This is a genomic window from Polaribacter vadi (genome assembly GCF_001761365.1).
Classification (GTDB): domain Bacteria; phylum Bacteroidota; class Bacteroidia; order Flavobacteriales; family Flavobacteriaceae; genus Polaribacter; species Polaribacter vadi.
In genome coordinates this window covers 3,503,669-3,529,581 of sequence record NZ_CP017477.1, presented here as the reverse complement: position 1 = coordinate 3,529,581, position 25,913 = coordinate 3,503,669, and the positions used below count along the sequence as shown (strand labels likewise).

22 protein-coding genes and 1 other RNA gene are annotated in these 25,913 nt (G+C 28.4%); 9 read left to right on the top strand and 14 right to left on the bottom strand.

Annotated elements, in window-relative coordinates:
* Positions 1–27: 27 nt before the first annotated feature.
* From LPB03_RS15220 to LPB03_RS15205, 4 genes are all read left to right on the top strand, one after another.
* Positions 28–501, top strand: a complete 474-nt coding sequence (locus tag LPB03_RS15220; RefSeq protein WP_065320274.1) for a hypothetical protein — start codon at positions 28–30, stop codon at positions 499–501.
* Positions 502–503: 2 nt separating this feature from the next.
* Entirely contained in the window at positions 504–1,895 is a 1,392-nt protein-coding gene (gene creD, locus LPB03_RS15215; protein WP_065320275.1) for a cell envelope integrity protein CreD, read from the top strand.
* Positions 1,896–2,155: 260 nt separating this feature from the next.
* Complete coding sequence (locus tag LPB03_RS15210) at positions 2,156–2,536, top strand: ribosomal maturation YjgA family protein (protein WP_065320528.1); 381 nt, start codon at positions 2,156–2,158, stop codon at positions 2,534–2,536.
* Positions 2,520–3,170, top strand: a complete 651-nt coding sequence (locus LPB03_RS15205; protein WP_065320276.1) for a DUF1361 domain-containing protein — start codon at positions 2,520–2,522, stop codon at positions 3,168–3,170. Before LPB03_RS15210 ends, LPB03_RS15205 begins: the two co-directional genes overlap by 17 nt.
* On the opposite strand, the gene LPB03_RS16970 is transcribed toward LPB03_RS15205, so the two are convergent.
* The 5 genes from LPB03_RS16970 to LPB03_RS15180 form a co-directional block, all read right to left on the bottom strand.
* The gene (locus LPB03_RS16970; RefSeq protein WP_065320277.1) at positions 3,167–3,376 is read right to left on the bottom strand and encodes a lipopolysaccharide assembly protein LapA domain-containing protein; all 210 of its coding nucleotides are present in this window, start codon (positions 3,374–3,376) and stop codon (positions 3,167–3,169) included. The genes LPB03_RS15205 and LPB03_RS16970 overlap by 4 nt on opposite strands.
* A 10-nt stretch (positions 3,377–3,386) precedes the next feature.
* Positions 3,387–4,262, bottom strand: coding sequence for a mechanosensitive ion channel family protein (locus LPB03_RS15195; protein WP_065320278.1), 876 nt, complete (start codon positions 4,260–4,262; stop codon positions 3,387–3,389).
* Positions 4,263–4,332: 70 nt separating this feature from the next.
* The gene (locus LPB03_RS15190) at positions 4,333–4,557 is read right to left on the bottom strand and encodes a DUF3820 family protein (protein ID WP_065320279.1); all 225 of its coding nucleotides are present in this window, start codon (positions 4,555–4,557) and stop codon (positions 4,333–4,335) included.
* A 97-nt stretch (positions 4,558–4,654) separates the two neighbouring features.
* Complete coding sequence (locus LPB03_RS15185; RefSeq protein WP_065320280.1) at positions 4,655–5,860, bottom strand: NAD(P)-dependent oxidoreductase; 1,206 nt, start codon at positions 5,858–5,860, stop codon at positions 4,655–4,657.
* Between the two features lie 80 nt (positions 5,861–5,940).
* A complete protein-coding gene (locus LPB03_RS15180; RefSeq protein ID WP_065320281.1) occupies positions 5,941–6,150 on the bottom strand; it encodes a hypervirulence associated TUDOR domain-containing protein in 210 nt (69 codons plus the stop codon).
* 379 nt (positions 6,151–6,529) lie between these two features.
* Between LPB03_RS15180 and ssrA the strand changes: the two genes are divergently transcribed.
* Together ssrA and LPB03_RS15170 are read left to right on the top strand one after the other, a co-directional pair.
* Positions 6,530–6,921: a transfer-messenger RNA gene (gene ssrA, locus LPB03_RS15175) on the top strand.
* A gap of 224 nt (positions 6,922–7,145) precedes the next feature.
* The gene (locus LPB03_RS15170) at positions 7,146–8,231 is read left to right on the top strand and encodes a glycosyltransferase (RefSeq protein ID WP_065320529.1); all 1,086 of its coding nucleotides are present in this window, start codon (positions 7,146–7,148) and stop codon (positions 8,229–8,231) included.
* On the opposite strand, the gene LPB03_RS15165 is transcribed toward LPB03_RS15170, so the two are convergent.
* The 3 genes from LPB03_RS15165 to LPB03_RS15155 are packed head-to-tail and all read right to left on the bottom strand — an operon-like array spanning position 8,232 to position 10,601.
* Positions 8,232–9,044 (bottom strand): 2OG-Fe(II) oxygenase, encoded by an 813-nt coding sequence (locus LPB03_RS15165; RefSeq protein ID WP_065320282.1) that lies wholly within the window; start codon positions 9,042–9,044, stop codon positions 8,232–8,234.
* Positions 9,037–9,915, bottom strand: a complete 879-nt coding sequence (locus LPB03_RS15160) for a glycosyltransferase family 2 protein (RefSeq protein WP_065320283.1) — start codon at positions 9,913–9,915, stop codon at positions 9,037–9,039. Before LPB03_RS15160 ends, LPB03_RS15165 begins: the two co-directional genes overlap by 8 nt.
* The gene (locus LPB03_RS15155; RefSeq protein ID WP_065320284.1) at positions 9,915–10,601 is read right to left on the bottom strand and encodes a cell division ATP-binding protein FtsE; all 687 of its coding nucleotides are present in this window, start codon (positions 10,599–10,601) and stop codon (positions 9,915–9,917) included. Before LPB03_RS15155 ends, LPB03_RS15160 begins: the two co-directional genes overlap by 1 nt.
* A gap of 163 nt (positions 10,602–10,764) precedes the next feature.
* On the opposite strand from LPB03_RS15155, the gene LPB03_RS15150 reads away from it, so the two are divergent.
* From LPB03_RS15150 to LPB03_RS15140, 3 genes are all read left to right on the top strand, one after another.
* Positions 10,765–13,800, top strand: a complete 3,036-nt coding sequence (locus LPB03_RS15150) for a tetratricopeptide repeat protein (protein ID WP_083187328.1) — start codon at positions 10,765–10,767, stop codon at positions 13,798–13,800.
* Positions 13,800–15,569: a porin family protein gene (locus tag LPB03_RS15145; RefSeq protein WP_065320286.1), complete on the top strand. Its 1,770-nt coding sequence runs from the start codon at positions 13,800–13,802 to the stop codon at positions 15,567–15,569. Before LPB03_RS15150 ends, LPB03_RS15145 begins: the two co-directional genes overlap by 1 nt.
* A gap of 84 nt (positions 15,570–15,653) precedes the next feature.
* Positions 15,654–16,370, top strand: coding sequence for a hypothetical protein (locus LPB03_RS15140; protein WP_065320287.1), 717 nt, complete (start codon positions 15,654–15,656; stop codon positions 16,368–16,370).
* 14 nt (positions 16,371–16,384) lie between these two features.
* Here the strand turns inward: LPB03_RS15140 and obgE are convergent, their stop codons facing one another.
* The 6 genes from obgE to mdh all read right to left on the bottom strand — a co-directional run bounded on the left by obgE (position 16,385) and on the right by mdh (position 25,795).
* Positions 16,385–17,374 (bottom strand): GTPase ObgE, encoded by a 990-nt coding sequence (gene obgE / locus LPB03_RS15135; protein WP_065320288.1) that lies wholly within the window; start codon positions 17,372–17,374, stop codon positions 16,385–16,387.
* A gap of 90 nt (positions 17,375–17,464) precedes the next feature.
* Positions 17,465–18,583: an adenylate kinase gene (locus tag LPB03_RS16535; protein WP_083187331.1), complete on the bottom strand. Its 1,119-nt coding sequence runs from the start codon at positions 18,581–18,583 to the stop codon at positions 17,465–17,467.
* Between the two features lie 108 nt (positions 18,584–18,691).
* The gene (gene secDF, locus LPB03_RS15125; protein ID WP_065320289.1) at positions 18,692–21,661 is read right to left on the bottom strand and encodes a protein translocase subunit SecDF; all 2,970 of its coding nucleotides are present in this window, start codon (positions 21,659–21,661) and stop codon (positions 18,692–18,694) included.
* 164 nt (positions 21,662–21,825) lie between these two features.
* Complete coding sequence (locus LPB03_RS15120) at positions 21,826–22,440, bottom strand: hypothetical protein (RefSeq protein WP_065320290.1); 615 nt, start codon at positions 22,438–22,440, stop codon at positions 21,826–21,828.
* 165 nt (positions 22,441–22,605) lie between these two features.
* Positions 22,606–24,717 carry a DNA helicase RecQ gene (gene recQ, locus LPB03_RS15115; protein ID WP_065320291.1) on the bottom strand — a complete coding sequence of 704 codons (2,112 nt, stop codon included), beginning with the start codon at positions 24,715–24,717 and terminating at the stop codon, positions 22,606–22,608.
* A gap of 151 nt (positions 24,718–24,868) precedes the next feature.
* Positions 24,869–25,795 (bottom strand): malate dehydrogenase, encoded by a 927-nt coding sequence (mdh, locus tag LPB03_RS15110; RefSeq protein ID WP_065320292.1) that lies wholly within the window; start codon positions 25,793–25,795, stop codon positions 24,869–24,871.
* Positions 25,796–25,913 lie beyond the last annotated feature (118 nt).

The window sequence follows — 25,913 nt, the reverse complement described above, 5'->3', positions numbered from 1 at the left end:
TGTTTCAAAGTACTTTTAAATATTAAAATGAGAAAGAAATTTATTTATTGGTTGTTTGAACATTCTCAAAGAATCTACATCAAATTTAAAAAGAAAAATCCTTGGGGAATATCTGCTCAAGAGCTCCTAACCTACCCTAAAGATAGTTTTGGTTATCACCTTGGTAAATTGTTAGCAGAAAATAATTTTGAATTGTTACCAAAAGTAGAAAGACATGATTGTTACCATTTACTAACCAATTATGGTACAAAAGTAGAAGACGAAATCGCCTTACAATATGTCTGTTTTGGCAATGGTAAAAGAAGTCCGTATTTATTTGGTGTGCTTTTAATTGGCACAATACTGCTTCCTGAATATTATAAATATTATTTAAAATCTTACAAATTAGGCAAGAGCTGTAACACTTTTCATCACTTTAATTATAAACATATTTTACTCTTATCATTCCAAGAAGTAAGAGAAAGCATTTTTAATACACAACAAATACTACAAATTCAATAATTATGGAAACGAACAAAGATCAAAAAGGAAAACTAAGTAAATGGGCAAAAAATTCTATAACATCAAGAATGCTAATGGTGGGTATTTTAATTCTAATTTTAATGATTCCTCTTTCTTACATTGAAATGTTAATACAAGAAAGAATGATGAGACAACAAGATGTTGTTGGCGAAATAAATCAGAAATGGGGAGATGAAGTTTTAATTTATGGCCCAATTTTAAAAGTACCTTATAAGGTTTTTACAACAAAAAGCACTTATGAAGATAAAACAAAAACATGGTTAAAAGAGGAAATAGAAAGCACTAAATACGCGTTCTTTTTTCCAGAAAAACTGGATATTATATCAACTATAAATCCAGAAGAAAAAACTAGAGGAATTTACAAAACTGCTGTTTATCAAAGTGAAATAATAATAAAAGGTTCTTTTGAAAAACCAGATTTTTCTGAAAAAGAAATTAAAGATGAACATATTCTATGGGATAAAATTAAGTTGATTGTACAAACCACCAACTTAAAAGGAGCTAATAGTTTGTTTGAAATCAATATTAATAAAAACAAATACCCTTTTTCTTCATCGCATTTTAATGATGATTATAATACAAACAATTATAAAGTTCAAAATGCTGTTTCTTTAAATGAACTAGAGAGTAAAACATTGCAACTTATTGATGTTCCAAAAGAAAAAACAACCACCTTTTCTATGAACATTAATATGAAAGGAAGTAAGCAAATACAGTTTATTCCTATTGGAAAAGAAACAGATGTTAACGTAAAATCGGATTGGAAAACTGCCAATTTTATAGGTGAATATTTACCTTATAATTCTGACAAAATTACAGAGGAAGGTTTTAATGCAAAATGGAAAATTTTGGATATTAACAGACCATATTCTCAACAATTTTTTAAAGGAATTCCGAACTTAAAACGATTTGCTTTTGGCGTAAACTTTATGATTCCTGTAGATGAATATCAAAAAAGTGAACGTTCTGCGAAATATGGTTTCTTGGTAATTGGCTTAACCTTCCTGATTTTCTTTTTAATTCAAACAATGAGTAAAATTCAAATTCATCCTTTTCAATATTTAATGATAGGTGTTGCACTCACCATGTTTTATACTTTATTGATTTCAATTTCAGAACACAGTAGCTTTTTAAAAGCCTATTTAATTGCTGGTTTTGCTGTAATTAGTTTAATTACATTGTATTCAAAATCAATTTTAAAAAATATAAAGTTTCCAGTTTTTATAGGAATTTCATTAACAGCTTTATACACTTTTATATTTGTAATCATTCAATTAGAAAACTATGCTTTATTAGTTGGTAGTATTGGTTTATTCGCAATTCTAGCTGGTGTAATGTTCGCTTCAAGAAAAATAGATTGGGAAAATAATTGATAAATAGATGAATAATTTAAGCAAAATCTCATCTAAATTTTATGAGATTTTGCTTTTTAAAAAGATCCAAAATATGATTGTATTTATAGTTATTAGTTTCTTAATACTTCTTTTTATATCAAGAATTGGCTACTTAATATCTAAAATAATTATAGAAGTTTTTAAAATTAAAAATATCGAAAAACAAATAATTTTTAAAATCCTGTTTTCTATCATAATTGTATTCTCTATAATTCTAATAATTTTTAATGCATTATAAAATGACCTTTAACTTAAAATATTTCCTGATATTTATAATCCTTTTTCTATCAGAAATATTCATCGCAAAATACACAACAGGATTTATAAGACATACTTTTGGCGATTATTTGTGCGTAATTTTAATATACGCTTTTATTAAAAGTTTTGTAAAAATATCGAACTTAAAAACAGCTAGTATTGTTTTATTGATTGCATATACTGTTGAGTTTTTACAACTCACAAATCTTCAAAACTTTTATCCTAATGAACATGTAAAGACACTAAAACTTATTTTAGGAACTTCTTTTTCTATTGGAGATTTAGTGGCGTATACTTTAGGAATCATCTCAACTTTACTCATTGAACATAAACTAGAAAAGCGATATGAAAAAACTATTTAAATCCACAAAAGGACTTCTTTTTTTATTAATTTCTTTTTGTCTTTTTCTTTGGATGATAAGAATCTCTATGACGAAATCTTTATTTTTTGGCTTTCTAATTTGGAACTTATTTTTAGCCTACACTCCTTATTTCATTTCATCAATAATAAAAGAAAAGATGCAAAATTCTTCTACATTTAAGTTGATTATAGCACTTTTTGTTTGGCTACTTTTTCTACCAAATGCGCCTTATATTATTACAGATTTTATCCATTTACATCATGCAAAAGCAAATTTGATTTGGTTGGATATTTTTATTCTTTTCGCTTTTTCATCAACAGGTTTACTCCTAGCAATACTATCATTAACTGAAGTTTACAAACTCATAAAACAAAAATGGAACTTACAATACGCAAATTATTTTTCAATATCAGCTACTTTTTTATGTGGATTTGGTATTTATTTAGGCAGATTTTTAAGGTTCAATTCTTGGGATTTTTTTACAAATCCGTTACTTATTTTAAAGAAAAGCTTTTTAAGTATAAATGACCCAAAAACTTGGTTTATTACCATTAGTTTTGGGTCATTTTTATATCTATTATTTTCGCTTTTTAAAAGTGTGGAAAATATCTCCTTAGAAAAACAAAAACATTAATTATTATTATAATTGGTAATTTTTCTTTTTTGTGATATTAAAATCCCAAGAAGAATTCCTATTGCAAAACTGCCGAGAATCACTAAGACTCTGGAAATAGAGATTTTCCAAAACAAAAATTTAACATCGGTAATTTCGGCATTTTGTAAAGAAAATATTACAATAATAGCAGCAAATATTAGAATCAATATCGTTTTAAATCTCATGTTTTTAATGCTAGTTTTTTGGAAATTTAGTTATCTCGAAAGCTGCAGAAGCTACTTCAATTCTACCTTCAGAGGCTTTTATGGAAGATAAAATTTTATCATATAAATTTGACTTTGTACCTCTTCTCGATTTGTAATCCACAACATATCTTAAAGTTAAGGTAATCCAATTTTCATCAAAAGTCATAGAAATCATAGGTGCAACTCTGGCATTTTCTATGCTATAATTTCCTATCATTTGATTCCAAGCAAGTTGAGATGTTTTCGAAAAATCGCCAACTTCGTCTTCTAAAATTTTCAGAAAAGTTTCTTCTGCATATTTGTAATCGCCTTCAGTTTTAATGGGAATTGTCATTTCATCCCACAGAAAAGGAAAGTCGCCAGAATAATTATAAACAGGCTCTTTAAACACAAAACTGTTGGCAATTCTCACCATTTTTCCATTATATAAATCGCCATTTACCCAATCACCAATTTCCATCAATGTAGTTCTTAGCAAGCCAATATCAATAACGTCTCCTTTAATTCCTCCTAATTTTACACGATCGCCAACTTTATAAAAATTACTTGTAAAAACGGTTACATAACCAGCAATACTTACAATAACTTCTTGCAACGCAAATGCAATACCTGCTCCTGCAACTCCTAAAGCTGTACCAATGCCATCAAGTTTTGTATTGAAAACATATAAGATTCCGAATACAAAAAGAATATAACCTCCTAAATTAATAAGTTTTTTAAATTTATATTTAGAACTATTGTCTTTTGCAATTTTAAAGGCGGCTTTTTGAAGCACTTTAACAATTGCATATACAATTAAAAAAAGCAAAAAAATAGATGCTGTTTTTGTAAAAACAGGATGATTTAAGATCTCGTGAAATTCCATTTAATTGATCAATTTTCTATTTCTAATTCCTTATAAATATATACCTTTTTTAACACTGAATTGGAAATTGTTAAGAAAAATCGCGTTGAATTTTTCGAACAATATCCTCTAAACCATTTAATTGAAGTTCATAAACCAGTTCCATTTGTTTCCCTAATTTTCCATTTGGGAAACCTTTATTTTTATACCAAACTATATAATGTTCAGGTAAATCTATTAAAAATCTGCCTTGAAATTTTCCAAAAGGCATTTTCATTTTGGCTAAATCTATTAAGAATTGTTGATTTTGTTCCACTATTTAAAATTTGATTTTTGGTTTAAAAAATTCTATTAATCTAAAATAATATTTAAATTAATTTTACGACTGAAAATTAAAACTGCCAACTGAAGCCTTATTCCTTGCCATCCACATAATCTTGTAAATAAGAAAAACGTTCTGTTAATTTTCCGTTTTCAGTCATTTTTGCACGTTTTAAAACTCCATCTTTATCATTATTAAAAAAAGCTGGAATTACATTTTCTAAAAACATTTCGCCAAAACCTTCACTGGCATCTTTTGGCAATTCGCAAGGCAAATTATCTACAGCCATCACTACAATAGCGTCTTTATCTTTATAATCAACTTCAATTTCTTTTTCTGGATGATATCCATAAATTGGTTCTGCAATGGTTGATGCTCTTAACGTAGAAGCTACAGGACCATCAACATCACAAGAAATATCTGCCACAAATTTTATGTTGAAATCTTGGTGTTTTGCATCTTCTCTGGTAAATAAATAAGGTGCTCCATTTCCATAAAAATGTCCAGCAATAAAAAAGTCGGTTACTTTAGCAAAACGCATAAAATCAGAAAGATAATTTTCTGGATGATTGTAAAAATCAAAAACATCAATTACTTTTCCATCTTTACGTTTGTTATAATCTAAAACATCTGCCAAACAATATACTGGTTCTACAAAATCTTGATTTAAATATTCATCTACAGAAACTTGTTTGATGCTCATTGCATCTAACATTTCTTTTGCTCCATAAGCAACTTTTCCATTTCCTGTTAAAAGTATTTTTAAATTTTTTAGGTCGATTTTTTTGAGTTCGTCAATCAATTCTTTTTGACTGTCTAAATTTTCTGCTTTTGGCAATTTAAAAGTTTCATTTGTTAAACCAATTGCTCTAAAACCATTATAAACGCCAACAATTCCTGCATATCTTCCAAAACCTATTAACCTTGCTCCATTTTCTTTGATAATAGTTTCGTGATCAAAAAGTTCTATATTTTTGTTTAAAATTGCGTTGAGTAAATCTCTATTATATGGTTGTTTTTTGATGGTATGACTAAAGAAAAAATATTTTTTATTCGGAATTAAAGCATTTATTGGCACTTCTTTTACACCAAATAAAACATCACAATCTTCCATATTTTTGGTGACTTCTAAACCTTCTTTTTGGTAATATTCGTCAGAAAAAACACGAATATCTGAACTTTCTACAGCAATTTCTGCTGATGGAAATTGTGTTTTAAACTCTTTTAATTTTGTTGGTGAAAAGACGACTCTTCTATCTGGTGGATTTTTGCGTTCTTTTATAATTCCGAATTTCATATAATTGTAAATAAAAATGCTTTTTTCAATCTATAAAGATAAACTGAAAAAAGCGTTTTAAAAAAGTTCTTTTTGTTTTGTTATACTTTTTCTACTTCACTTTCAGATTTTAGTACTTTATCTCCATCTTCTTGTTGAATATACAAAGCTTTGTTTAATTCTTCACCATTTCTAGTAACTTCGTTTCCTTTAATGGTTTTGGTCACTTTTTCTGTATAGGTTTCTTTCACTTTGCCTTCTGCTGTTCCCTTTCCCCAATTCCATTTTACTTTTGTTCCTTTTTGTATCATCTTTTTATTTTCTTATTTATTTTCTTAATTCTATCAAAATTAATAAGTTAATAAAATTTTCTTTTGCTCAATAAAATCTTTTTTTAAAACAAACGAATTTTAACGTTAATTTTATTGATTAAATAAATTGTATCCTTAACGTTTTTTGTATTTTTGCAAACTGCGTTAAGGATTGGAGCGATATCCTTTTTAACTTTTTTGTTAAAAAGATTTAGCGAAAAGCCTGACCAAGCTTTTTTGCTTGGAAACGCCCAATAAAATAAGATTGTTTTGCGCTAATTTTAGTGTTCTTTGAAAAAATAAAATGAAAGATTGTAACATCCTGAAACAAGTTCAGGATTAATTCAATTACGCAAATTAAAATTTGCTATTTCATTAAGGGGACGACTGGTTTTGACAGCAAGGACAGTTGATTTGTAAGCATATCAAGGATTGAAATTACACTTGTAAAACTATTTCAACTTTTTAAACGGCGAAGATAACTACGCTTTAGCTGCATAATTCGAATCACAGTAGAATTTGCCTAGGCTCACAAGGTGAGCAAGCTTTATGTCCACGAAAAGCCTTGATTTACGGCGTTTCACTTTTGGATATCGTAAAAGTAAATATAGAAAACCTGAAGCTTTGGTGGGTTTTTGAAACTAAAGAAGATAAGTTAAAAGTGGATTGTTCTTAATCAGCTTTTAAACGAAAACCAAGAAAGAACTAAGTATGTAGAAAGCTTTTTAGCTGCTTGTTTGGACCCGAGTTCGATTCTCGGCGTCTCCACTTTAAACTCTGTAAATTTTTGATTTACAGAGTTTTATTTTTTATAACAATTTTTATATTTTTACTAAATATTTGTTAAAAGAAATTTTAAATGCAATTTTAGAACTCTAATTGCGTAAATTTACGGTTGGGTAAGGTTTTACCTTACCCTTCTTTTTCATAGCAATTTTCCCACTTCTCATTGAGGAGTGGGTTTTTTATTTTTATCTTGCGCAAAAGATTTCAATTTGAAAAAAATTATAGTTTCTATAACCAATGATATTTCTACAGATCAAAGAGTAGAAAAAGTTTGTAACACCTTGCTAAATGCTGGATATGAAATTCTTTTAATTGGTAAAAAAAACGAAAACAGCAAACCTTTAGAAAGAAATTATAGCACAAAAAGAATTAGCGTTTTTTTTAAAAAAGGCATTTTATTTTATGCTGAGTTTAATCTGAAGCTATTTTTCATCCTTCTTTTTACAAAAAAAAACATGCTTTTAGCCAATGATTTGGACACACTTTTGCCAAATTATTTAGTGAGTTTGTTACAAAGAAAAAAAATTGTGTATGATAGCCATGAATTATTTCCTGAAATTCCTGAATTGGTTAATAGACCATTTGCTAAAAAAATCTGGACTGTTTTAGAGAAAACTATTTTACCAAAATTAAAAAATACATATACAGTTTGCAACAGTATTGCTGCATTTTACAATGATAAATATGCTACTGATTTTAAAACAATTATAAATTTACCAACTAAAAAAGAAATCGTTAAAACTACATTTCCTATTAATTATACTGATGAAAAAATAATACTTTATCAAGGTGCAATTAATGTCGGCAGAGGTTTGGAATTGATGATTGAAACCATGTCCTTTCTTGAAAACTGTATTTTTGTAATTATTGGTGATGGTGATATTTTTGAATCTTTAAAAGAAAAAGTAATTACCAAAAACCTGACTTATAAAGTTTATTTTTTAGGAAGAAAAAATCCTGAAGAACTCCATAAAATAACGCCTTTAGCAAATTTAGGAATTAGTATTGAAGAAGATTTAGGCTTGAATTATAGATTTGCATTACCAAATAAAATATTCGATTATATTCAAGCAAATGTGCCTATTTTGGTTTCTGACTTGCCTGAAATGAAAAGTATTGTTTTGAATTATAACGTTGGCGAAATTGTTACAAATAGAGATCCTAAAAAACTTGCTCAACAAATTGAAAACCTCTTAAAAAAAGATTTTACTATAACTTTAGAAAAAGCGAAAGAAACTTTAATTTGGGAACATCAAGAAGAGCTGCTTTTATCAATCTTTAAAGGAGCAAAATAATTATTTTTTATATTGATGTGGGTTTTCTCGAACACCTTTCTTAAAAATTTTTCGCAATCCAGATCGTAAATTATTATCAACTTGTAAAATAACATCTTTTACCTTTTCTGAAGATCTACCTCTAAAAGTAGTTACATGAAAAGAATCAGATTCTAATATAGGTTCATCAGAAAAATAATAATTAGAAATGCAGCATCTTGTAGCATCTTTGGCTACTTTATTTACAGAATGCCAAGATTTTTGGTGTGTTGTCATGACCACTAATCTATTAAATTTACTCAAAATTGTAATTGGTTCTTCCTTTAAACCTTTTGGCCAAAGTTCTAAATTTCCACCATTTTCTAGTTCCCAATTAGGAGTTGTGTAATATAATAAGTTTAAAACTCGCCATCTACTTCTATCTTTATCATGAGAATTATCTAAATGCGGATTCAAAAAATTATCTTTTTTCATTAAAGATAAACCACCTGCATATAAAAATTCATCACCATAAATGTTTTTTAAATCGCAAATTTCTGCAACAAGTTTTATAACTTTTTCATCTTGAAAGGCATAAATAACTTCCTCTAAAAGCGCATTATATTGGTTCATTTGAAAAGCGGTAAACTTATATTCTTTTAAACTTTTTCTTTTTACAGTTTCTTCTGTTGATGGAAATTTTTCAAAAATTTCTAAAGCTAAATTTTCAGGTAACAGATTATCAATATAAAAATAACCAATATCTTTTTTAGAGTTTAAAAACTGTTGTTTTAAAACCTCTTTATTTTCAAATAACTGCTTATAAATTATATGTCCGATTTCAGCTCTATTCATTTCTTGATTTTAAAAAACATACATAACATACTTTCATACAATTAAAGTAAAAAACATTCGAGTTTTTAATGGCTAATTTCTCGAAAGTTGGATAAAAATTACCTGTAAATCTACTTAATTTTAAATTCCCTAACTTTTTTGTGACTTTCAACAAAGCTATTTCTTCTTTTTCAATTAATTGTTCTTCTTCTAAAAAAACTAAATTTTCCATCGCTTTTTTAGTTTTAGCAACAAAAACTTTATTGTCATCAATTCCTAAATGATATACTTGGTTTTCTAAATGCGCTATTTTATAGCCTTCTTTTATCAACTTTAAAGAAAATAACAAGTCTTCTCTTCCGTATTTTTTAAGTTTTTCTTCAAAAGTAATTGTTTTAAAAACATCTTTTTGAATTAAAAAATTTGATGTGAAAAAATATTTACTCGGATTTTCCAATCTTTTTTCTATGGAAATTTCTTCATGTTTTTTTCCATATTTATAACGTAATAAATCTAAATTTTCTTTTTTATGTTGATACAGTAATCCTCCACAAAAAACAGTTTTAGATGTATTAAAGCAGGCAATATAATTTTTAATAAATTGCTTATTTGTGGGCAGAACATCTGCATCTAAAAAAAGCAACCATTTATAAGTTGCTTCTTTTGCTAATAAGTTTCTAATTGCACTTCTACCAATATTATTTTCTAAAACTTTAAACCTTGCGTTTTCTAGAGAATTTATTTTTTCGTTTTCTGCATTTAATTCAGATTTAGAACCATCATCAAAACAAATAATCTCGAAAGCAATTTGCGCTAAAATTAATTGTTGATGAATTTTATCAACCAAAAAAAAAGCATTATAATTATATGTTGGTATTAAAACTGAAAGCATTAATTTGTTGCTTGTTGCACAACTTCAAACAACTCCCCTGCTTCTACTTTTAAAGTAGTGTGCTTGAATTTTACAATTAATTGGTAATCGTGAGTTGCCATTAAAATTGTTTTGCCACTTTTATGAATTTCATTTAATAGTTCCATAACTTCCAAAGAAGTTTTTGGATCTAAATTTCCTGTAGGTTCATCTGCCAAAATTAATTCTGGGTCGTTTAACAAAGCTCTTGCAATAGCTATTCTTTGTTGTTCACCTCCAGAAAGTTCGAATGTGTTTTTGTAATGTTGAGATTGCATCCCTACTTTCTCTAAAACTTCGTTTATTTTGGCTTTTATCTCGTCTTTATTTTTCCAACCTGTAGCTTTTAAAACAAATTCTAGATTTCCAAAAACGGTTCGATCACTTAATAATTTAAAATCTTGGAAAACAATGCCTATTTTTCTCCTCAAAAACGGAATATCTTTCTCTTTTAAGTTTTTTAAATCAAAGTCTACAATAGAGCCAGTGCCTTCTTGCAATTTTAAATCACCATAAAGTGTTTTCATTAAACTACTTTTTCCACTGCCTGTTTTACCAATCAAATAGTAAAAATCTCCTTTGTTAATGGTTAAATTAACTTGCGATAACACCAAATTTTCTCTTTGATAAATGGCTGCATTCTCTAAATGTAAAACTGGTTTGTCCATAAAAATAGTAGTTTATACAAACTTATTAGTTTCTATTGATTTTAGAACATAAAATTTGAAAAATTCTTACTTTTGATGTAAATTATTTTGAACATTTTTTATGTGGTAAGCCAACAAAATCTAAAAATGTTCGTTAAGTAAGTAAATAACCAACAACAATTGTATGAAATTTCGTTTTATCAAAAAACATATTTTATCTTGTATCTTTTTTACAGCCTCTTTTGCGATGTTTTCGCAACAAACGGTTGTTGATGCAAATATAGTTTCAGACTTTAATAACGCTTTAAAACTTTATAATGATAAAGCATATGCTGCTGCTCAAAAAGGATTTGAAAAAGTACAAAACACAGCAAAAGAAAGTTCTAGTTTAAAAGCAGATGCAACCTATTATGATGCTATGTGTGCTGTAAGGTTAAACCAAACAGCCGCAGATGAAAAAGTGTTAAATTTTGTTGATGAAAACCCAACAAGCAATAAAAAAAACAAAGCTTTTTTTAATGTTGCTAATTATTATTTTGCCAATAAAAAAGCAGCTCACGCTTTAAAATGGTACGAAAAAGTAAATACAGACTTATTATCCGAAGAAAATAAAAAGGAATTAAATTTTAAAATGGGTTATGGTTTGTTAATTGCGAAAGCTTACGAACTTTCTAAAGATAAATTTCTACCTTTAATAAACGACGCTAAATATGGGAATGATTCTAGATATTATTATGGTTATATCGCCTATAAACTAGAAGATTATGGCATTGCTGCTTCAACTTTAAAGCAAATTGAAAATGACAAAACCTACAAAGCAGAAATTTCTTATTACTTATTAGATATTAGTTTTAAAGCTGGTGAATTTGAAAAATGTATAGAAGTTGGTACAGAACTTTTAAAAACTGCTAGAAGAAATGACATTTCAGAAATTTCTAAAATTATTGGCGAAAGTTATTTCAATTTAAAAAAATATGCAGCAGCGATTCCATATTTAAAAGGTTACACAGGTAAAGGTGGTAAATTAAATAACACAGATTATTATCAATTAGGATATGCTTATTACAAACAAAACGACTTTGAAGCTGCCATTAGTTATTTTAATAAAATTATAGATGAAAAAAATACAGTTTCGCAAAATGCGTATTATCATTTAGCTGAATGTTATTTAAATATTGATAAAAAAACGGAAGCTTTAAATGCATTTAAAACTGCAAGTGAAATGAGTTTTAATGTTAAAATTCAACAAGATGCTGCTTTAAATTACGTAAAATTAAGTTATGAAGAAGGCAATCCTTTTGAAAACGTTACAGATGTTTTACAGAATTATTTAAAGAACTACCCAAATTCAACTTCTTATACTGAGATTAATGAATTGGTGGTTTCATCATTTATAAATCAGCAAGATTTTGAAGGTGCTTTGGTATTTTTATCCAAAAAAAATACCCAAGAAAATATTGCATTAGCATCCGAAGTTTCTTTGTACAGAGGTATTCAATTATTTAATGAGCAAAAATTGCAAGAAGCATTGCCTTATTTTGTGAAGGGAAAAAGTTCTTCAGAAATCGAAATCAGTCAAAAAGCCAACTATTGGGAAGCAGAAACCTTATATCAATTAGAAAATTACGAAGATGCTTTAAACAAATTCATCAACTTTAATAATCGTTTAAGAAACAGCAATAGTGATGCTTTTCCTTTATTGCAATACAATATTGGATACTCACATTTTAAGCTAAAAAACTATGAAAAAGCTGCAAACACGTTCGAAGCTTTTCTGGGAAAAAGAGATTTAGAAATCGATATAAAAAACGACACTTATATTCGTTTGGGAGATAGTTATTTTGCTACAAAAAATTATTTAGAGGCTTTAAGGGCGTATCAAACTGTAGTAAATAACGAAGGAACTGAGGCAGATTATGCTCAATATCAAATAGGAATGAGTTATGGTTTTAGGGAGTTAGATGATCAGAAAATTGTAGCATTAACGAATGTTGTCAATAAATATCCAACTTCTAATTTAAAAGATGATGCTTTATATCAACTTGCAAATACCTACACAAAAATTAGAAACAACCAAAAAGCACATGAAGCTTATGAGAGATTGTTAGAGAAACATCCTAAAAGTGTCTTTTTGCCTAAAGCTTTAGTTCGCCAAGGTTTGCTGTATTATAATGATAATGAAAACAGAAAAGCTTTAGAGAAATTTAAATTGACAACAAGTAAATTTCCTAATTCTGCTGATGCTCTTGAGGCTGTTAGAAATGCAAAAAACATTTATGTTGATGAGGATAATTTAGATGGCTATGTAAGTTGGACTAACACGTTACGATTTGTTGATGTGTCTGATTCTGAGTTAGAAAATTCAACCTTTGCAATTGCAGAACGTAAATATTTTGAAGGCAAAAACAATAGCACAATTGCTAGTTTAAGGAAATATTTAAGCAGTTTCCCAAATGGAAAAAATCAGTTAAAAGCAACTTATTATTTAGCAGATTTACTGTTTAAAGAAAAATTATACTCAGAAGCTATCGAAAAATATAAAGTTGTTTTAAATGCAGGACAGAGTGAATTTAGCGAAGATGTTTTGGCAAAATTATCTCAAATTTACCTGCAGAGACAAGATTATTATGGCGCAATTCCTTTATTAGAAAGGTTAGAAAGAGAAGCTTACATTACAGAGAACATTTTGTATGCTCAAAGTAATTTAATGAAAGGCTATTCTAGCACCAAAGCTTACAATTTAGCTATAGATTATGCAGAAAAAATATTAGCTAAAAATAAATTAGATGATAATTTGAAGTTAGATGCAACTACTGTAATTGCAAGAACTTCTTTTATAACTTTAGATTTAAGAAAAGCAGAAAAATTTTACAAACAAGTTGAAGAAATTGCAACTGGAGAATTAAAAGCCGAGACTTTATACTTTAATGCTTATTTCAAAAATTTGAACAAAGAATACGAAGCATCTAACAAAGTTGTGCAAGAATTAATTGCAACGTATTCTAATTACAAATATTGGGGCGTAAAAAGCTATGTAATTATGGCTAAAAATTACTACGAACTAAAAGATGTGTATCAAGCAACTTTTATTTTAGAAAACGTAATTAAGAATTTTACACAATTCGAAGATATTGTAAAAGATGCTGAGATAGAGCTTACTAAAATAAAAGAAAACGAAGCCAAAACTAATAATTCTATAACTCCACAAACTAAAAATTAATGAAAAAAGGTTTTCTTATATTTTTAATTTCCATAGGATTTTTGAGCGCAAATGCTCAAACAGAAGTTCCTGTAAAACGAAAAGATACTGTAAAAACAGAAGTAGTAGAAGTAATTACAACCTACAATCCAGAAATTGCAGACGCAAATAAAATTAAAAAAAATCCGACTTTAAAATTGCTAGATAAGAGCAAGAAAAAGAAATTGGAGTACGCTATTTTTTCTGCACCTGTTGCCTCTACTTTTATTCCTAAAAGTGGAGTTGTAAAAGGTATTGATGTGGGTATAAAAGAACGAATTTATGGCAATTACATTGCTGCTGGTTTTGGTAATTATTTTTCTCCCTATTTAGAAGCTTACATTCATAATCACACTCGTTATGAAAGTGAATTTGGGTTATCTACAAAATATGCAGCTTCTTTTAATAATATTGATAATACTGTTTTAGATAGTGATTTCTCTAACTTTTCAGCAAGTCTTTTTTATAAGCAAGAAGAGCGTTATTTCGATTGGAAAGTAACCTTAAATACAGAAAGAAATAATTACAATTGGTATGGTTTAAAAGAAAATACTTTTACTGATAACGTAATTGATAATATTGAAGAAAACCAAACTTATAATTACTTTAATGTAGTTGGTGAACTAGATTTTTTAGATTCTTATATTGATAAAAGTGAACTATCTATTTCTTATTTTTCTGATGAGTTTAGCAGCAATGAGTTTTTAATCAACCTAAAAACAAATTTTGATCTACCTATTGATTTTATCAGTAGAAATCTAGATAATTTAAAAGTAAACACTTCTTTAGAGTTTTTAAACGGAACTTTTGAGCGAGATTATCAAAATCAAAATGAGATAAATTATTCGATTTTTACTGCAAAGATAAATCCTGAATACAACACAACATTTAGTGGTTTTGCATTGAAATTAGGCACGAAACTTTTCGCTTCTTTTGATACTGAAAATAGTGTAAATCATTTTTTAATATATCCAGATATCAAAATTCAAAAAACAATTATTAAAGAACAATTAAATGTGTATGCTGGAGTTTTTGGCGATTTCAAAACCAATACCTATAGAAATTTCACAACTGAAAATCCTTTTATTTCTCCAACTCAATTCATAACTCAAACAGCAGAAAAGTATAATGTTTTTATAGGTTTTAATGGCGTTCTTAATAAAGACCTTAGTTTTAATATTTCTGCCAACATAAAAGAAGAGGAAGACAAAGCATTGTTTGTAAGAAACAATTCAAAATCTAATGGAGTTACTAATACTGTAAACGGAACTGAATTAAGAGGTTTTGAATATGGAAATTCGTTTTCTGTTTTTTATGATGATGTAAAAACTACATCAATTCTGGCTGAATTAGCGTACGATTTTAATAAAAATATAGAATTATCAACAAACATTCAATATGATAATTTTAAAATGGCAACCTTGACAGAAGCTTGGAATTTACCAACAGTTCAAACGACTCTTTCTGCAAAATACACAACGAATAAATGGTTTGCAACCACAAATATTTTTTATGTAGGTGAAAGAAAAGATGTTTTATATAGTTCAGTTTCGCCATCTAGTTTAAGTGGTATACAAACTTTAAGTTCATTTGTTGATGTTAACTTAAATGGAGGGTATCATTTTAATGACCAATTTTCTGCATTTTTAAAAGTAAATAATGTTTTAAACACAGATTATCAACGTTTCGCTAATTTTAATGTGCAAGGTTTTCAAATTTTAGGAGGTATTACTTATAAGTTTGATTTTTAAAAAGCTACCATTTAACGATTCTTAATAACAAGTAAACTAAAATATTTATAGGTTAAAATCACTTTTTGCTTATATTTACAGCCTATGTTTTATTATATATTAATTGCTTTTCAAGCATTTTGTATCTTTCATGTTTATAAAAGCAGAAACGAGAACTACTGGTACTTTGTAATCTTTTTTGTGCCTTTAATTGGGTCTTTAGTGTACTTTTTTTCGCAGATAATAAATAAAACAAATATTAAAAACACCAAAAATAAACTTACTGACGTTGTAAATCCAACAAAGAAAATTAAAGATTTAGAACAAAAATTATCGCTTTCAGATACTTTTCAAAATAAAATAAATCTTGCTGATGAATATAAAAATCAGAAAGATTATAAGAATGCTATTCTTTATTACGAAAAAGCTTTAGATGGTAAATTTAAGACCAATTCTCACACTATAAACAAAGCTTTACAATGTTATTTTGAAATAAAAGACTATGGTAAAGTTGTGGATTATGGAAAGAAAATACCTCTTGACACCTCTTTTAAAGGTTCTATTTGCATGTATGCAATAGCGTTGGAAAATTGTAAATATTTTGAAGAAGCTGAATTACAATTCAGAAAAACAAATATCCGTTATTCTAATTATGGTGAAAGATTGCAATTATCAGAATTTTTAGTGAGAATAGATAAACAACAAGAAGCTAAAATAGTTTTGAAAGAAATTGTTGGCGAAATTGATAATATGACCGAAATCAATCAAAAAAAACATCGTATTGTTTATCTAGAATCTAGAAAAATATTAAAAGGAATTTAATTCTTAAAATCAAATTAATTCAACATTTTCCAAAGTTTATCTTTCAATTCTTGCAAGCCAATTTCTGCAACAGAAGAAATAAATATAGCTTCCACACCTTTTGGCAATGCCTCTTTTATTTCTGCTTGTAATTCCTCATCTAACATATCTGTTTTAGAAATAGCCAATAAACGCTCTTTATCTAACAATTCAGGATTATGCTTTTTAAGCTCGTTTAAAAGAATTTCATATTCTTTATTGATATCATCAGAATCTGCAGGAATTAAGAATAATAAAGCCGAATTACGCTCAATATGTCTTAAAAAACGATGTCCTAAACCTTTACCTTCTGCAGCACCTTCTATAATTCCAGGAATATCTGCCATTACAAAAGTTTGATGATTTCTATGTTCTACAATTCCTAAATTAGGTTTTAAAGTTGTAAAAGCATAATCTGCAATTTTAGGTTTTGCTGATGTTAAAACAGATAATAAAGTAGATTTACCAGCATTTGGAAAACCAACTAAACCAACATCAGCTAATAATTTTAGCTCCATTCTAAACCAACCATCTAAACCATCAATACCTGGCTGTGCATATCTTGGTGTTTGATTTGTAGATGTTTTAAAGTTCCAGTTTCCAAGACCTCCTTTACCACCTTGTAATAAAATAACTTCTTTTTTATCTTCAGTTATTTCTAAAATTACTTCGTCTGTATCTGCATCTTTTATAATGGTTCCTAAAGGCACATCAATATAAACATCTGATGCATCTGCACCAGAACTTCTACTTGCACTTCCTGCTCCACCACCTTCTGCTCTAAAGTGTCTTTTAAATTTTAAATGAAACAACGTCCACATATTTTTGTCTCCACGCAAAATAATATGTCCTCCACGTCCTCCATCTCCTCCATCAGGACCACCTTTGGTTATAAACTTTTCTCTGTGTAAATGCACAGATCCTTGTCCTCCTTTTCCAGAAGATGCGTAAATCTTTATGTAATCAACAAAATTTCCTTCAGTCATTTTTGTGTGTATTTGTGTACTTGTTAAAATATATAAATGTTGAAATATTCAGATTGTTTAAACAACTAAACGTTTAAACATTTTAATAATTTACAAAGCATCAAATACTTCAGCAATTCTTTCTGTTATTTCTTTTATAGAACCAACTCCATTAATTCCATAATATTTATCTTGATCTGCAAAATAATTTTTTAAAATTGAAGTTTTGGTATTGTATTCGTTAAAACGATTTCTAATTTTGCTTTCATCAGTATCGTCTGTTCTTCCACTTGTTTTACCTCTTTCTAATAAGCGAGTTACTAAAATATCTTCAGGAACTTCTAAAGCAATCATTCCATTAATTTGTTCGCCTTTATCAGCTAAAAAAGCATCCAAAGCTTCTGCTTGAGATTGTGTTCTTGGAAAACCATCAAAAATAAAGCCATTTGCATCTGCATTTTTTTCTACTTCTGCTTTTAACATATTTATGGTTACTTCATCTGGCACCAAATCTCCTTGATCCATATATTCTTTCGCTAATAAACCTAATTCAGTAGCATTTTTAATATTGAAACGAAATACATCTCCTGTAGAAATATGCACTAAATTATACATATCTTTTAAAAATGTAGCTTGTGTTCCTTTTCCTGCTCCTGGAGGTCCAAATAATACGATGTTTTTCATTTTAGGTTTTGTTGATAGTTGATATATTGATGCGTAATTTCTTCCTAATCCATTATAATCTAAACCATAACCTACAATAAATTTGTCTGCTATACTTTTACCAATATAATCTATTGGGAGTTCTTTTCTATACACATCTGGTTTAAAAAATAACGAAACTACTTTTAATTTTTTTACATTTTTATCTTTAAAAATATTATAAATTTCTTGCAAAGTTGAGCCTGTATCTATAATATCTTCTAAAATAATAACAGTTCTACCTGTTAAGTCTTCATTGATACCTACCAAATGTTTTACTTTTTCTGTGGAAGTTGTGCCTTGATAAGAAGCTAACTTCACAAAAGATACTTCACAATTTCCTTTATATTCTCTTATAAAATCAGCAGCAAATAAAAAACATCCATTTAAAATACCTACAAAAACAGGTATTTCGTCTTTTGGCATATCTGCTTTTACTTGGTGTGCTAATTTTTTTACAATTCGAGTAATTTCATCCTTATGGATATAAGGTTTAAAATATAAATCGTCAAGCTTTAAAATATTCATAAGATTGCAAATATAATAGGTATATGTTAAAGGAAAAAACCGTTTTCTTATACTAAACTTATTTAAGTGTCATATAAGAAAACGGTTTTAAATTATAATATTTAGACTTTATTCTTTATCGTCTTTTTTAGTAGTATCATACATTATTGGTGTCGCCACGAATATAGATGAATACGTACCTACAACAATACCAACAATTAATGCAAACATAAATCCTTTAATAGAATCGCCTCCGAAAAAGAAAATAGCTAACATTACCAACAAAGTTGTTAAAGAAGTATTTATTGTTCTTCCTAAAGTTTTGTTGATTGCGTCATTAATTAAAACATTTCGTTTTCCAATTCTTTCGTTGGTAAATTCTCTAATTCTATCGAAAATAATAACGGTATCGTTTAATGAATACCCAACAACAGTTAAAATCGCTGCAATAAAAGATTGATCTATTTCCATATCAAAAGGCATAATATTATAAGCTATAGAAAACACACCTAATACTATTAAAACATCATGAAAAACTGCTGCAACTGCACCAAAACTATAAGATATTTTTCTAAAACGTAATAAAATATATAAGAATACAATTAGTAACGAACCAAAAACAGAGTACAAGGCTGATGTTTTAATATCATCTGCAATTGTAGGTTCTACTTTCATATAACTCATAACCCCAGCACCATTTTTCTCAAAACCTGGTTTAAAGTTTTCATAGGTTGTTGTTCCTAAATAAGATTGTAAACCTGTGTATAAAGTATTTTGAACATCTTCATCTACTTCTTGCCCTTCTTCATCAATTTTATAAGCTGTTGTTATTTTTAATTGATTATTATCTCCATACGTTTTTACTTCTGGAGCTGTACCAAATGAAGCTTTTAAACTTTCTGCTACTTCTGTAGCATTCATAGATTGCTCAAAACGCACAACATAAGAACGACCTCCTTTAAAATCTACTCCTTGCTTTAAACCTACTGTAAAAATAGAAATAAGACTGATGATAATAAGTGTACCAGAAATAACGTAAGCAATTTTACGTTTCTTAATATACTGAATGTTAATGTTTTCAAACCATCCTTTAGAAACTGATGTATTGAATGTTAAGTTAGCACCTTTGTTAACTGCTCCATCAATTAAAATACGAGTAATAAATACAGCTGTAAATAATGATGTTAAAATTCCGATAATTAATGTTAAAGCAAATCCTTTAATAGGTCCTGTTCCAAAAACATATAAAATAATACCTGTTAATAAGGTTGTAATGTTAGCATCTATAATTGCAGATAAAGCTCCTTTAATAGAGAAACCTTCTTCTATAGATTGCTTTAACCCTTTTTTAGAACTTAATGCTTCTTTAATTCTTTCGAAAATAATTACGTTGGCATCCACACACATACCAATTGTTAAAATAATACCTGCAATTCCAGGTAAAGTTAACACTGCATTAAAGGATGCTAAAATTCCGAAAATAAAGATGATGTTCACTATTAAAGCAATATCCGCATACAATCCTGCTTTTCCATAATATAAAATCATCCAAAGTAAAACTATTAAAATAGCAATACCAAATGAGATAAAACTTGCATCAATTGCTTCTTGTCCTAAAGATGGCCCAACAACTTCTGCTTGAATAATTCTTGCAGCAGCAGGTAATTTACCAGCTTTTAATACTGTAGAAATATCTTCTGCTTCTGCAACTGTCATACTTCCTCCAGAAATAGAAGTTCTACCTCCAGTAATTGCTCCAGGTACTGATGGTGCAGTATACACATAATCATCTAAAACAACAGCAACAAAACCTCCAGTATTATCACCTGTTAGTTTAGCCCATTGTTTTGCACCAGAGCTATTCATTGTCATACTAACTTCTGGCTTGTTTAGTTGATCAAAAACTTGACCAGCATCTAAAATAACATCACCTTCTATATTAGCTTTTCCAGATCTGCTTCCTTTAATTGCGTATAAACCAATAAATTCAGCAGTACCATCATCACTTTTATTAGATTTATAATCCCATAAAAATTTAACATACTTTAACTCATTTGGCAATAAAGATTTAATCTCTTTTCTCTTTAATAAATTATTTACAGTTGCAGTATCTAAAACTCTAGCTTGAGCTACTAAAGAAGTTACTTGTTCCTGAGACTGTGCTATATTTGGTAATAAATATGTAAATAAATTCTTTTGAACTTTTGTAGAATCTGATTCTTCACCTAATAAAGCATCAATATCATCTTTTTTAATGGTATCATTTTCTTGTTCGTTAACTGTTTTCTCGTTTAATAATTCAGCAACTTTTGCATTCGCTTCAAAGAAAAAGTTTTGAACTTCTGCATTTGTATGTACTTCCCAAAACTGTAATTCAGCTTTACTTGTAATTAATTTTATAACACGATCTATATCTCTTGCTCCTGGTAATTCAATTTGAATTCTTCCAGAATTACCAATTCTTTGAATACTTGGTTGTGTTACTCCAAATTTATCTATTCTACTTCTTAAAACTTCGAAAGCAGTACCTATAGAACTATTAATTTCTTCTTGTAAAGTTTCTCTAACACTAAGATTTCCTTCATCAAAAGAAATCTTTTCGCTTAAAGCTTTTGTTCCAAAAATAGAAGGATCACTTAATTTTGTAGTTCCTGCAACTTTTTCAAATTCCTCAAAAAATAAGTCTAAGTAATTGGCATTACTATTTTTTTGTGCTTCGTCTGCAGCTGCTAATGCTTTATTAAACGCTTCGTTTTTAGAATCGTTCGATAAACTGATTAAAACTTCTTTTACAGAAATTTGTAAAATTGCATTAATACCACCTTTTAAGTCAAGACCAAGATTCATCTCTTTGTCTTTCACATCATCATAAGAATAAGAAGCAATTCCTAAATCTATAATTTTTTTGTTTGCTACACTATCTAAATATTTTCTTTCAGATTTTGCGATTTCTTTTACATTTTCCTCTGGATGTAAATTTTTAGCATATGCTATTGCATCATCTTCTACTTTTGTTGCTAAAAATGTAAATGATAATTGGTATAAACTCACTAATCCAAAAAGGATTGCGAATACTTTAATAAGTCCTTTGTTTTGCATTCTATTTATAGTTGTTTGTTAGTCAAAAAATTAAAACGGGCAAATATATAACTTCTCGTACTTTTTGACAATGATTTGTTTTAATGTTTTTTTTGAATATTGATGTAGTATATTCAATTGTAAAATGGTGATTTTAAGGATTCAAAACCCACCAATTACAAAGATTATATATTGTAGTAAATTGGGCCAGCTCTAACCTCTGGCTTGCAATGTGGTTTGTTATCTTTATCTATTGAAAGACTTTTATGAAATGTATAGTATGTTTTAAAAACCTTGTTCGCTTCTTTAACTTGAACACTTTCTAAAGATGCAAAATTTTGATTTGTTGAAAATCTTTGAGCATCGTACTTAATCTCTAAAATAGCATTCTTATCTAAATTTGATATTTCAACATCTGTACTTAACTCATAAACATCTAAATTATAAGTTGATGTGTTTTTTGAAAAAGGAAAATTTTCTTGTTGCTTTTTTGATGGATTATGAAGCCCTAATAAATGACCTTCTGAAAGAATTTCTTTAATATTAGCAACATTTACAACACTATAATAGGATATTTTTAAGGCGCCATTTTTAGTTTCTTGCACTAAAATATTTGTTGCACCTGCTTCTAAGAGTTTTTCTTTTACATTAAAAATGGTGTTATCAATATCTTTTTTTGCAGTCTTAAAGTCAACAAATTCTAAAACGATTTCTTGATTAGGCACAAAAGTATTTTCTTGTATAGAACCAAGAAAAATAGAAAGTATTAAAAGTAGACTAAAGTACCATTTTAGTTTCATGTGGCGAATATATAAAAAATTAGATTGCTTTAATCAATAAGTAAAAGGCAATCTTATTTGATGCAATTTATTTTATCAACTTTAAAAAAAATTAAATTAAAAAAACACGTTAAACTTAATTTTTAAATCTCTTGCTGTTTTTTTATGTTGATGTTTTTAAAAAATTTACTCGTTTTTTAAAATTAAAGTGATACTCATTCTTATTTGACTGTAAGAAACCTCTTCATTTAGTTTTTCGTAAATTGGTTTTAGTTCATTTTTTTGATTAAATTGATTGAAAACAACACGCACTTTATCTATAATTTCATTGGTTACATATTTTTTTAAATTGATGTCTTTTCCCTCAGCATATAATTGAGATAAATGAGAAAAAATAGTTGTAATTGACAAACTTCTTTTTTCTGCAATTTCTGCAGGACTCAATCCTTCTTTATAGTAACTAAATGTTTTATTTGTTGTTGGTACTTTTCTTGGTTTGGCAACAGCTTTAAATTTACGAATTACGTCCATAAATTCAGTTCCATATTTTTCCATTTTGTTCATTCCAACTCCAGAGATTGATAAAAATTCGTTTTCTGTTGTTGGCAATACACTTGCCATTAATTTTAAAGTTTTATCACTAAAAACAATATATGCAGGCATATTTTCTTCTTTTGCAATGGCATATCTTATTTTTTTAAGTTCCGTAAATACGTCCTTATTTACTTCACCTTCAGTTGCAATTTTTATCGTTTTTTGTATTTTCTTTTTATCAGCAGGTGCCACAGGTGTTGTTAAACGTATTTTTTTATCGCCTTTTAAAACTTGCCAACCAATGGATGTTATTTTTAAAGCCGAACTTTCAGCATACATTATTTCAATTAAACCTTGGTTTGCCATTTGAATTACATAATCTCGCCAATCGAAAAAACTAACATCCTTACCTACTCCATAAGTTTTTAAAGTTGCATAATTTTTCTCATGAATATCTGCATTATTACTTCCTCGTAAAACATTAATTAACATTGTAATTCCGTCTTTTTCGCCCATTCTTACAATTCCAGAAAGTGCTTTTTGCGATAAAATTGTGCCATCAAAACCTTTTGGTGGATTTTCGCAAACATCACAATTGCCACAATTTTCTGATAAATGTTCTCCAAAATAGGATAATAGAATTTTTCTTCTACAAGATTTTGCTTCTGCAAACTGCAACATTCTACTCAGTTTTTCCTTTTGCATCACAACATTTGCTCCTTGATCTGCAAACTGACTATACAAAACAAAATCTCTCATATTAAAATAAAGTACAGTTTCTGATGGCAAACCATCTCTACCTGCTCTTCCTATTTCTTGGTAATATCCTTCTAAATTTTTTGGTAAATTATAATGAATTACAAAACGCACGTTCGATTTGTCAATGCCCATTCCAAAAGCAATTGTAGCTACAATTATTTTTGTCTCATCATTTATAAAATCGGTTTGCGTATTTTCCCTTTCTTCATTATCCATTCCTGCGTGATAAAATGCAACAGAATGCCCTTCTTGTTTTAAATAACTAGCAACTTCTTCCGTATTTTTTCTGCTTAGGCAATAAATAATACCACTTTCATTCTTTCGCCTTTCTATAAAATTAGCGATTTCTTGCAGTTTTTTTCTTTTTTGAACTTGTCCACGAACTTCAATACTCAAGTTTTTTCTATCAAAGGAAGAAATAAATAGTTTTGATTTTTTCAAGCCTAATTGCGCCTCAATATCTTTTCTGGCAGATTTATCTGCAGTCGCTGTCAACGCCATAAAAGGCACATTTGGCAACGAATTTCTAAAGATTTTTAGTTGCGTATATTCAGGCCTAAAATCATGACCCCACATACTTACACAATGTGCTTCATCAATGGCAACTAATTTTATGTTGAGTTGTTTTAGCCAAGTATTGCTAACAGAAATTAATTTTTCTGGGGATAAATACAAGAGTTGCAAATCGCCATTTATTGCTTTGGTAATAACGTTATTTTCTTCTTCTGCAGAAATAGAACTATTAAAAAAATCGGCTTTGATTCCATTTGATTTTAGAGCCTGAACCTGATCTTTCATCAACGAAATTAATGGAGAAACTACGATGGTAATTCCATCAAAAATTAAAGCAGGAATTTGAAAACACATCGATTTTCCTCCTCCAGTTGGCATCAATACAAAACTATCTTTTCCTTCTATGGTTCTGTTGATAATTTCCTCTTGCAAAGGACGAAAATTATCATATCCGAAGGTGTTTTTTAAAATAGTATGTGTTTGATTTATCACTTTAATAAAAATTGGACTACAAACATACGTACTTTATACATCTAAAGAAAAATAGAATTTTGTTATTTAAAACTATGAAACAAAAAAAATCCAACTTTTCAAGTTGGATTTTCTACTATTTACTTATTCCTAAAATAATAGGAACTAAATATTATAATTCTAATAAGCCATTTGTTGCTTTTACACCTTCTGCAGAAGATGATAAATGTGCTTTTTCAGCATCAGACAAATTAATTTCTACGATGCTTTCAATTCCGTTTTTACCTAAAACAACAGGAACTCCAATACATAAATCGTTTAAACCATATTCACCTTCTAATAAAGTAGAACAAGGGAAAATCTTTTTAGTATCGCAAGCAATTGCCTGAACCATTCCACTTACTGCTGCTCCAGGAGCATACCAAGCAGAAGTTCCTAACAAACCAGTTAAGGTTGCTCCACCAACTTTGGTATCTTCCATAACTTGCGTTAATCTATCTTCTGAAATAAATTCTGAAACTGGCACAGAATTTCTTGTTGCCAATCTAGTTAAAGGAACCATACCTTTATCTGAATGACCACCAATTACCATTCCATCAACATCAGAAATTGGTGCATCTAATGCTTCTGCTAATCTGTATTTAAAACGTGCAGAATCTAATGCTCCACCCATTCCAATAATTTTATTTTTAGCTAATCCTGTAGTTTTATGCACTAAATATGTCATAGTATCCATAGGATTTGAAACTACAATAATAATAGTTTCTGGAGAGTGCTCAATTAAATTTGCTGAAACTGTTTTTACAATTCCTGCATTAATTCCAATTAATTCTTCACGAGTCATTCCTGGTTTTCTAGGAATACCTGAAGTAATTACACAAACATCTGAATTTGCTGTTTTAGCATAATCATTTGTACTTCCTGTTATTTTTGTATCAAAACCATTTAAAGAAGCTGTTTGCATTAAGTCCATTGCTTTTCCTTCTGCATAACCTTCTTTAATGTCTAACAACACAACTTCTGCAGCAAAATTTTTAATAGCAATGTATTCTGCACAACTTGCTCCAACTGCTCCTGCACCAACTACTGTAACTTTCATATCTTTTATTTAAATTAATAAGTTTAATTAATTGTAAAAATACAAATTTTAGGGACGATTTTTCTAAATATATTGCAAAAAATAATCCTCTAAAATATTTTAAAGGATTATTTTTAAA

What these genes read in the sequence shown, in the direction of transcription:
- LPB03_RS15205 (WP_065320276.1), top strand. Translation starts at nt 2,520, where the DNA reads ATGAAAAAACTATTTAAATCCACAAAAGGACTTCTTTTTTTATTAATT.
- secDF (WP_065320289.1), bottom strand. Translation starts at nt 21,661, where the DNA reads ATGCAAAACAAAGGACTTATTAAAGTATTCGCAATCCTTTTTGGATTA.
- LPB03_RS15155 (WP_065320284.1), bottom strand. Translation starts at nt 10,601, where the DNA reads ATGGACAAACCAGTTTTACATTTAGAGAATGCAGCCATTTATCAAAGA.
- LPB03_RS15165 (WP_065320282.1), bottom strand. Translation starts at nt 9,044, where the DNA reads ATGAATAGAGCTGAAATCGGACATATAATTTATAAGCAGTTATTTGAA.
- mdh (WP_065320292.1), bottom strand. Translation starts at nt 25,795, where the DNA reads ATGAAAGTTACAGTAGTTGGTGCAGGAGCAGTTGGAGCAAGTTGTGCA.
- LPB03_RS15210 (WP_065320528.1), top strand. Translation starts at nt 2,156, where the DNA reads ATGACCTTTAACTTAAAATATTTCCTGATATTTATAATCCTTTTTCTA.
- LPB03_RS15185 (WP_065320280.1), bottom strand. Translation starts at nt 5,860, where the DNA reads ATGAAATTCGGAATTATAAAAGAACGCAAAAATCCACCAGATAGAAGA.
- LPB03_RS15220 (WP_065320274.1), top strand. Translation starts at nt 28, where the DNA reads ATGAGAAAGAAATTTATTTATTGGTTGTTTGAACATTCTCAAAGAATC.
- LPB03_RS16970 (WP_065320277.1), bottom strand. Translation starts at nt 3,376, where the DNA reads ATGAGATTTAAAACGATATTGATTCTAATATTTGCTGCTATTATTGTA.
- LPB03_RS16535 (WP_083187331.1), bottom strand. Translation starts at nt 18,583, where the DNA reads ATGAATATTTTAAAGCTTGACGATTTATATTTTAAACCTTATATCCAT.
- LPB03_RS15180 (WP_065320281.1), bottom strand. Translation starts at nt 6,150, where the DNA reads ATGATACAAAAAGGAACAAAAGTAAAATGGAATTGGGGAAAGGGAACA.
- creD (WP_065320275.1), top strand. Translation starts at nt 504, where the DNA reads ATGGAAACGAACAAAGATCAAAAAGGAAAACTAAGTAAATGGGCAAAA.
- LPB03_RS15160 (WP_065320283.1), bottom strand. Translation starts at nt 9,915, where the DNA reads ATGCTTTCAGTTTTAATACCAACATATAATTATAATGCTTTTTTTTTG.
- LPB03_RS15120 (WP_065320290.1), bottom strand. Translation starts at nt 22,440, where the DNA reads ATGAAACTAAAATGGTACTTTAGTCTACTTTTAATACTTTCTATTTTT.
- obgE (WP_065320288.1), bottom strand. Translation starts at nt 17,374, where the DNA reads ATGACTGAAGGAAATTTTGTTGATTACATAAAGATTTACGCATCTTCT.
- LPB03_RS15195 (WP_065320278.1), bottom strand. Translation starts at nt 4,262, where the DNA reads ATGGAATTTCACGAGATCTTAAATCATCCTGTTTTTACAAAAACAGCA.
- LPB03_RS15150 (WP_083187328.1), top strand. Translation starts at nt 10,765, where the DNA reads ATGAAATTTCGTTTTATCAAAAAACATATTTTATCTTGTATCTTTTTT.
- LPB03_RS15145 (WP_065320286.1), top strand. Translation starts at nt 13,800, where the DNA reads ATGAAAAAAGGTTTTCTTATATTTTTAATTTCCATAGGATTTTTGAGC.
- LPB03_RS15140 (WP_065320287.1), top strand. Translation starts at nt 15,654, where the DNA reads ATGTTTTATTATATATTAATTGCTTTTCAAGCATTTTGTATCTTTCAT.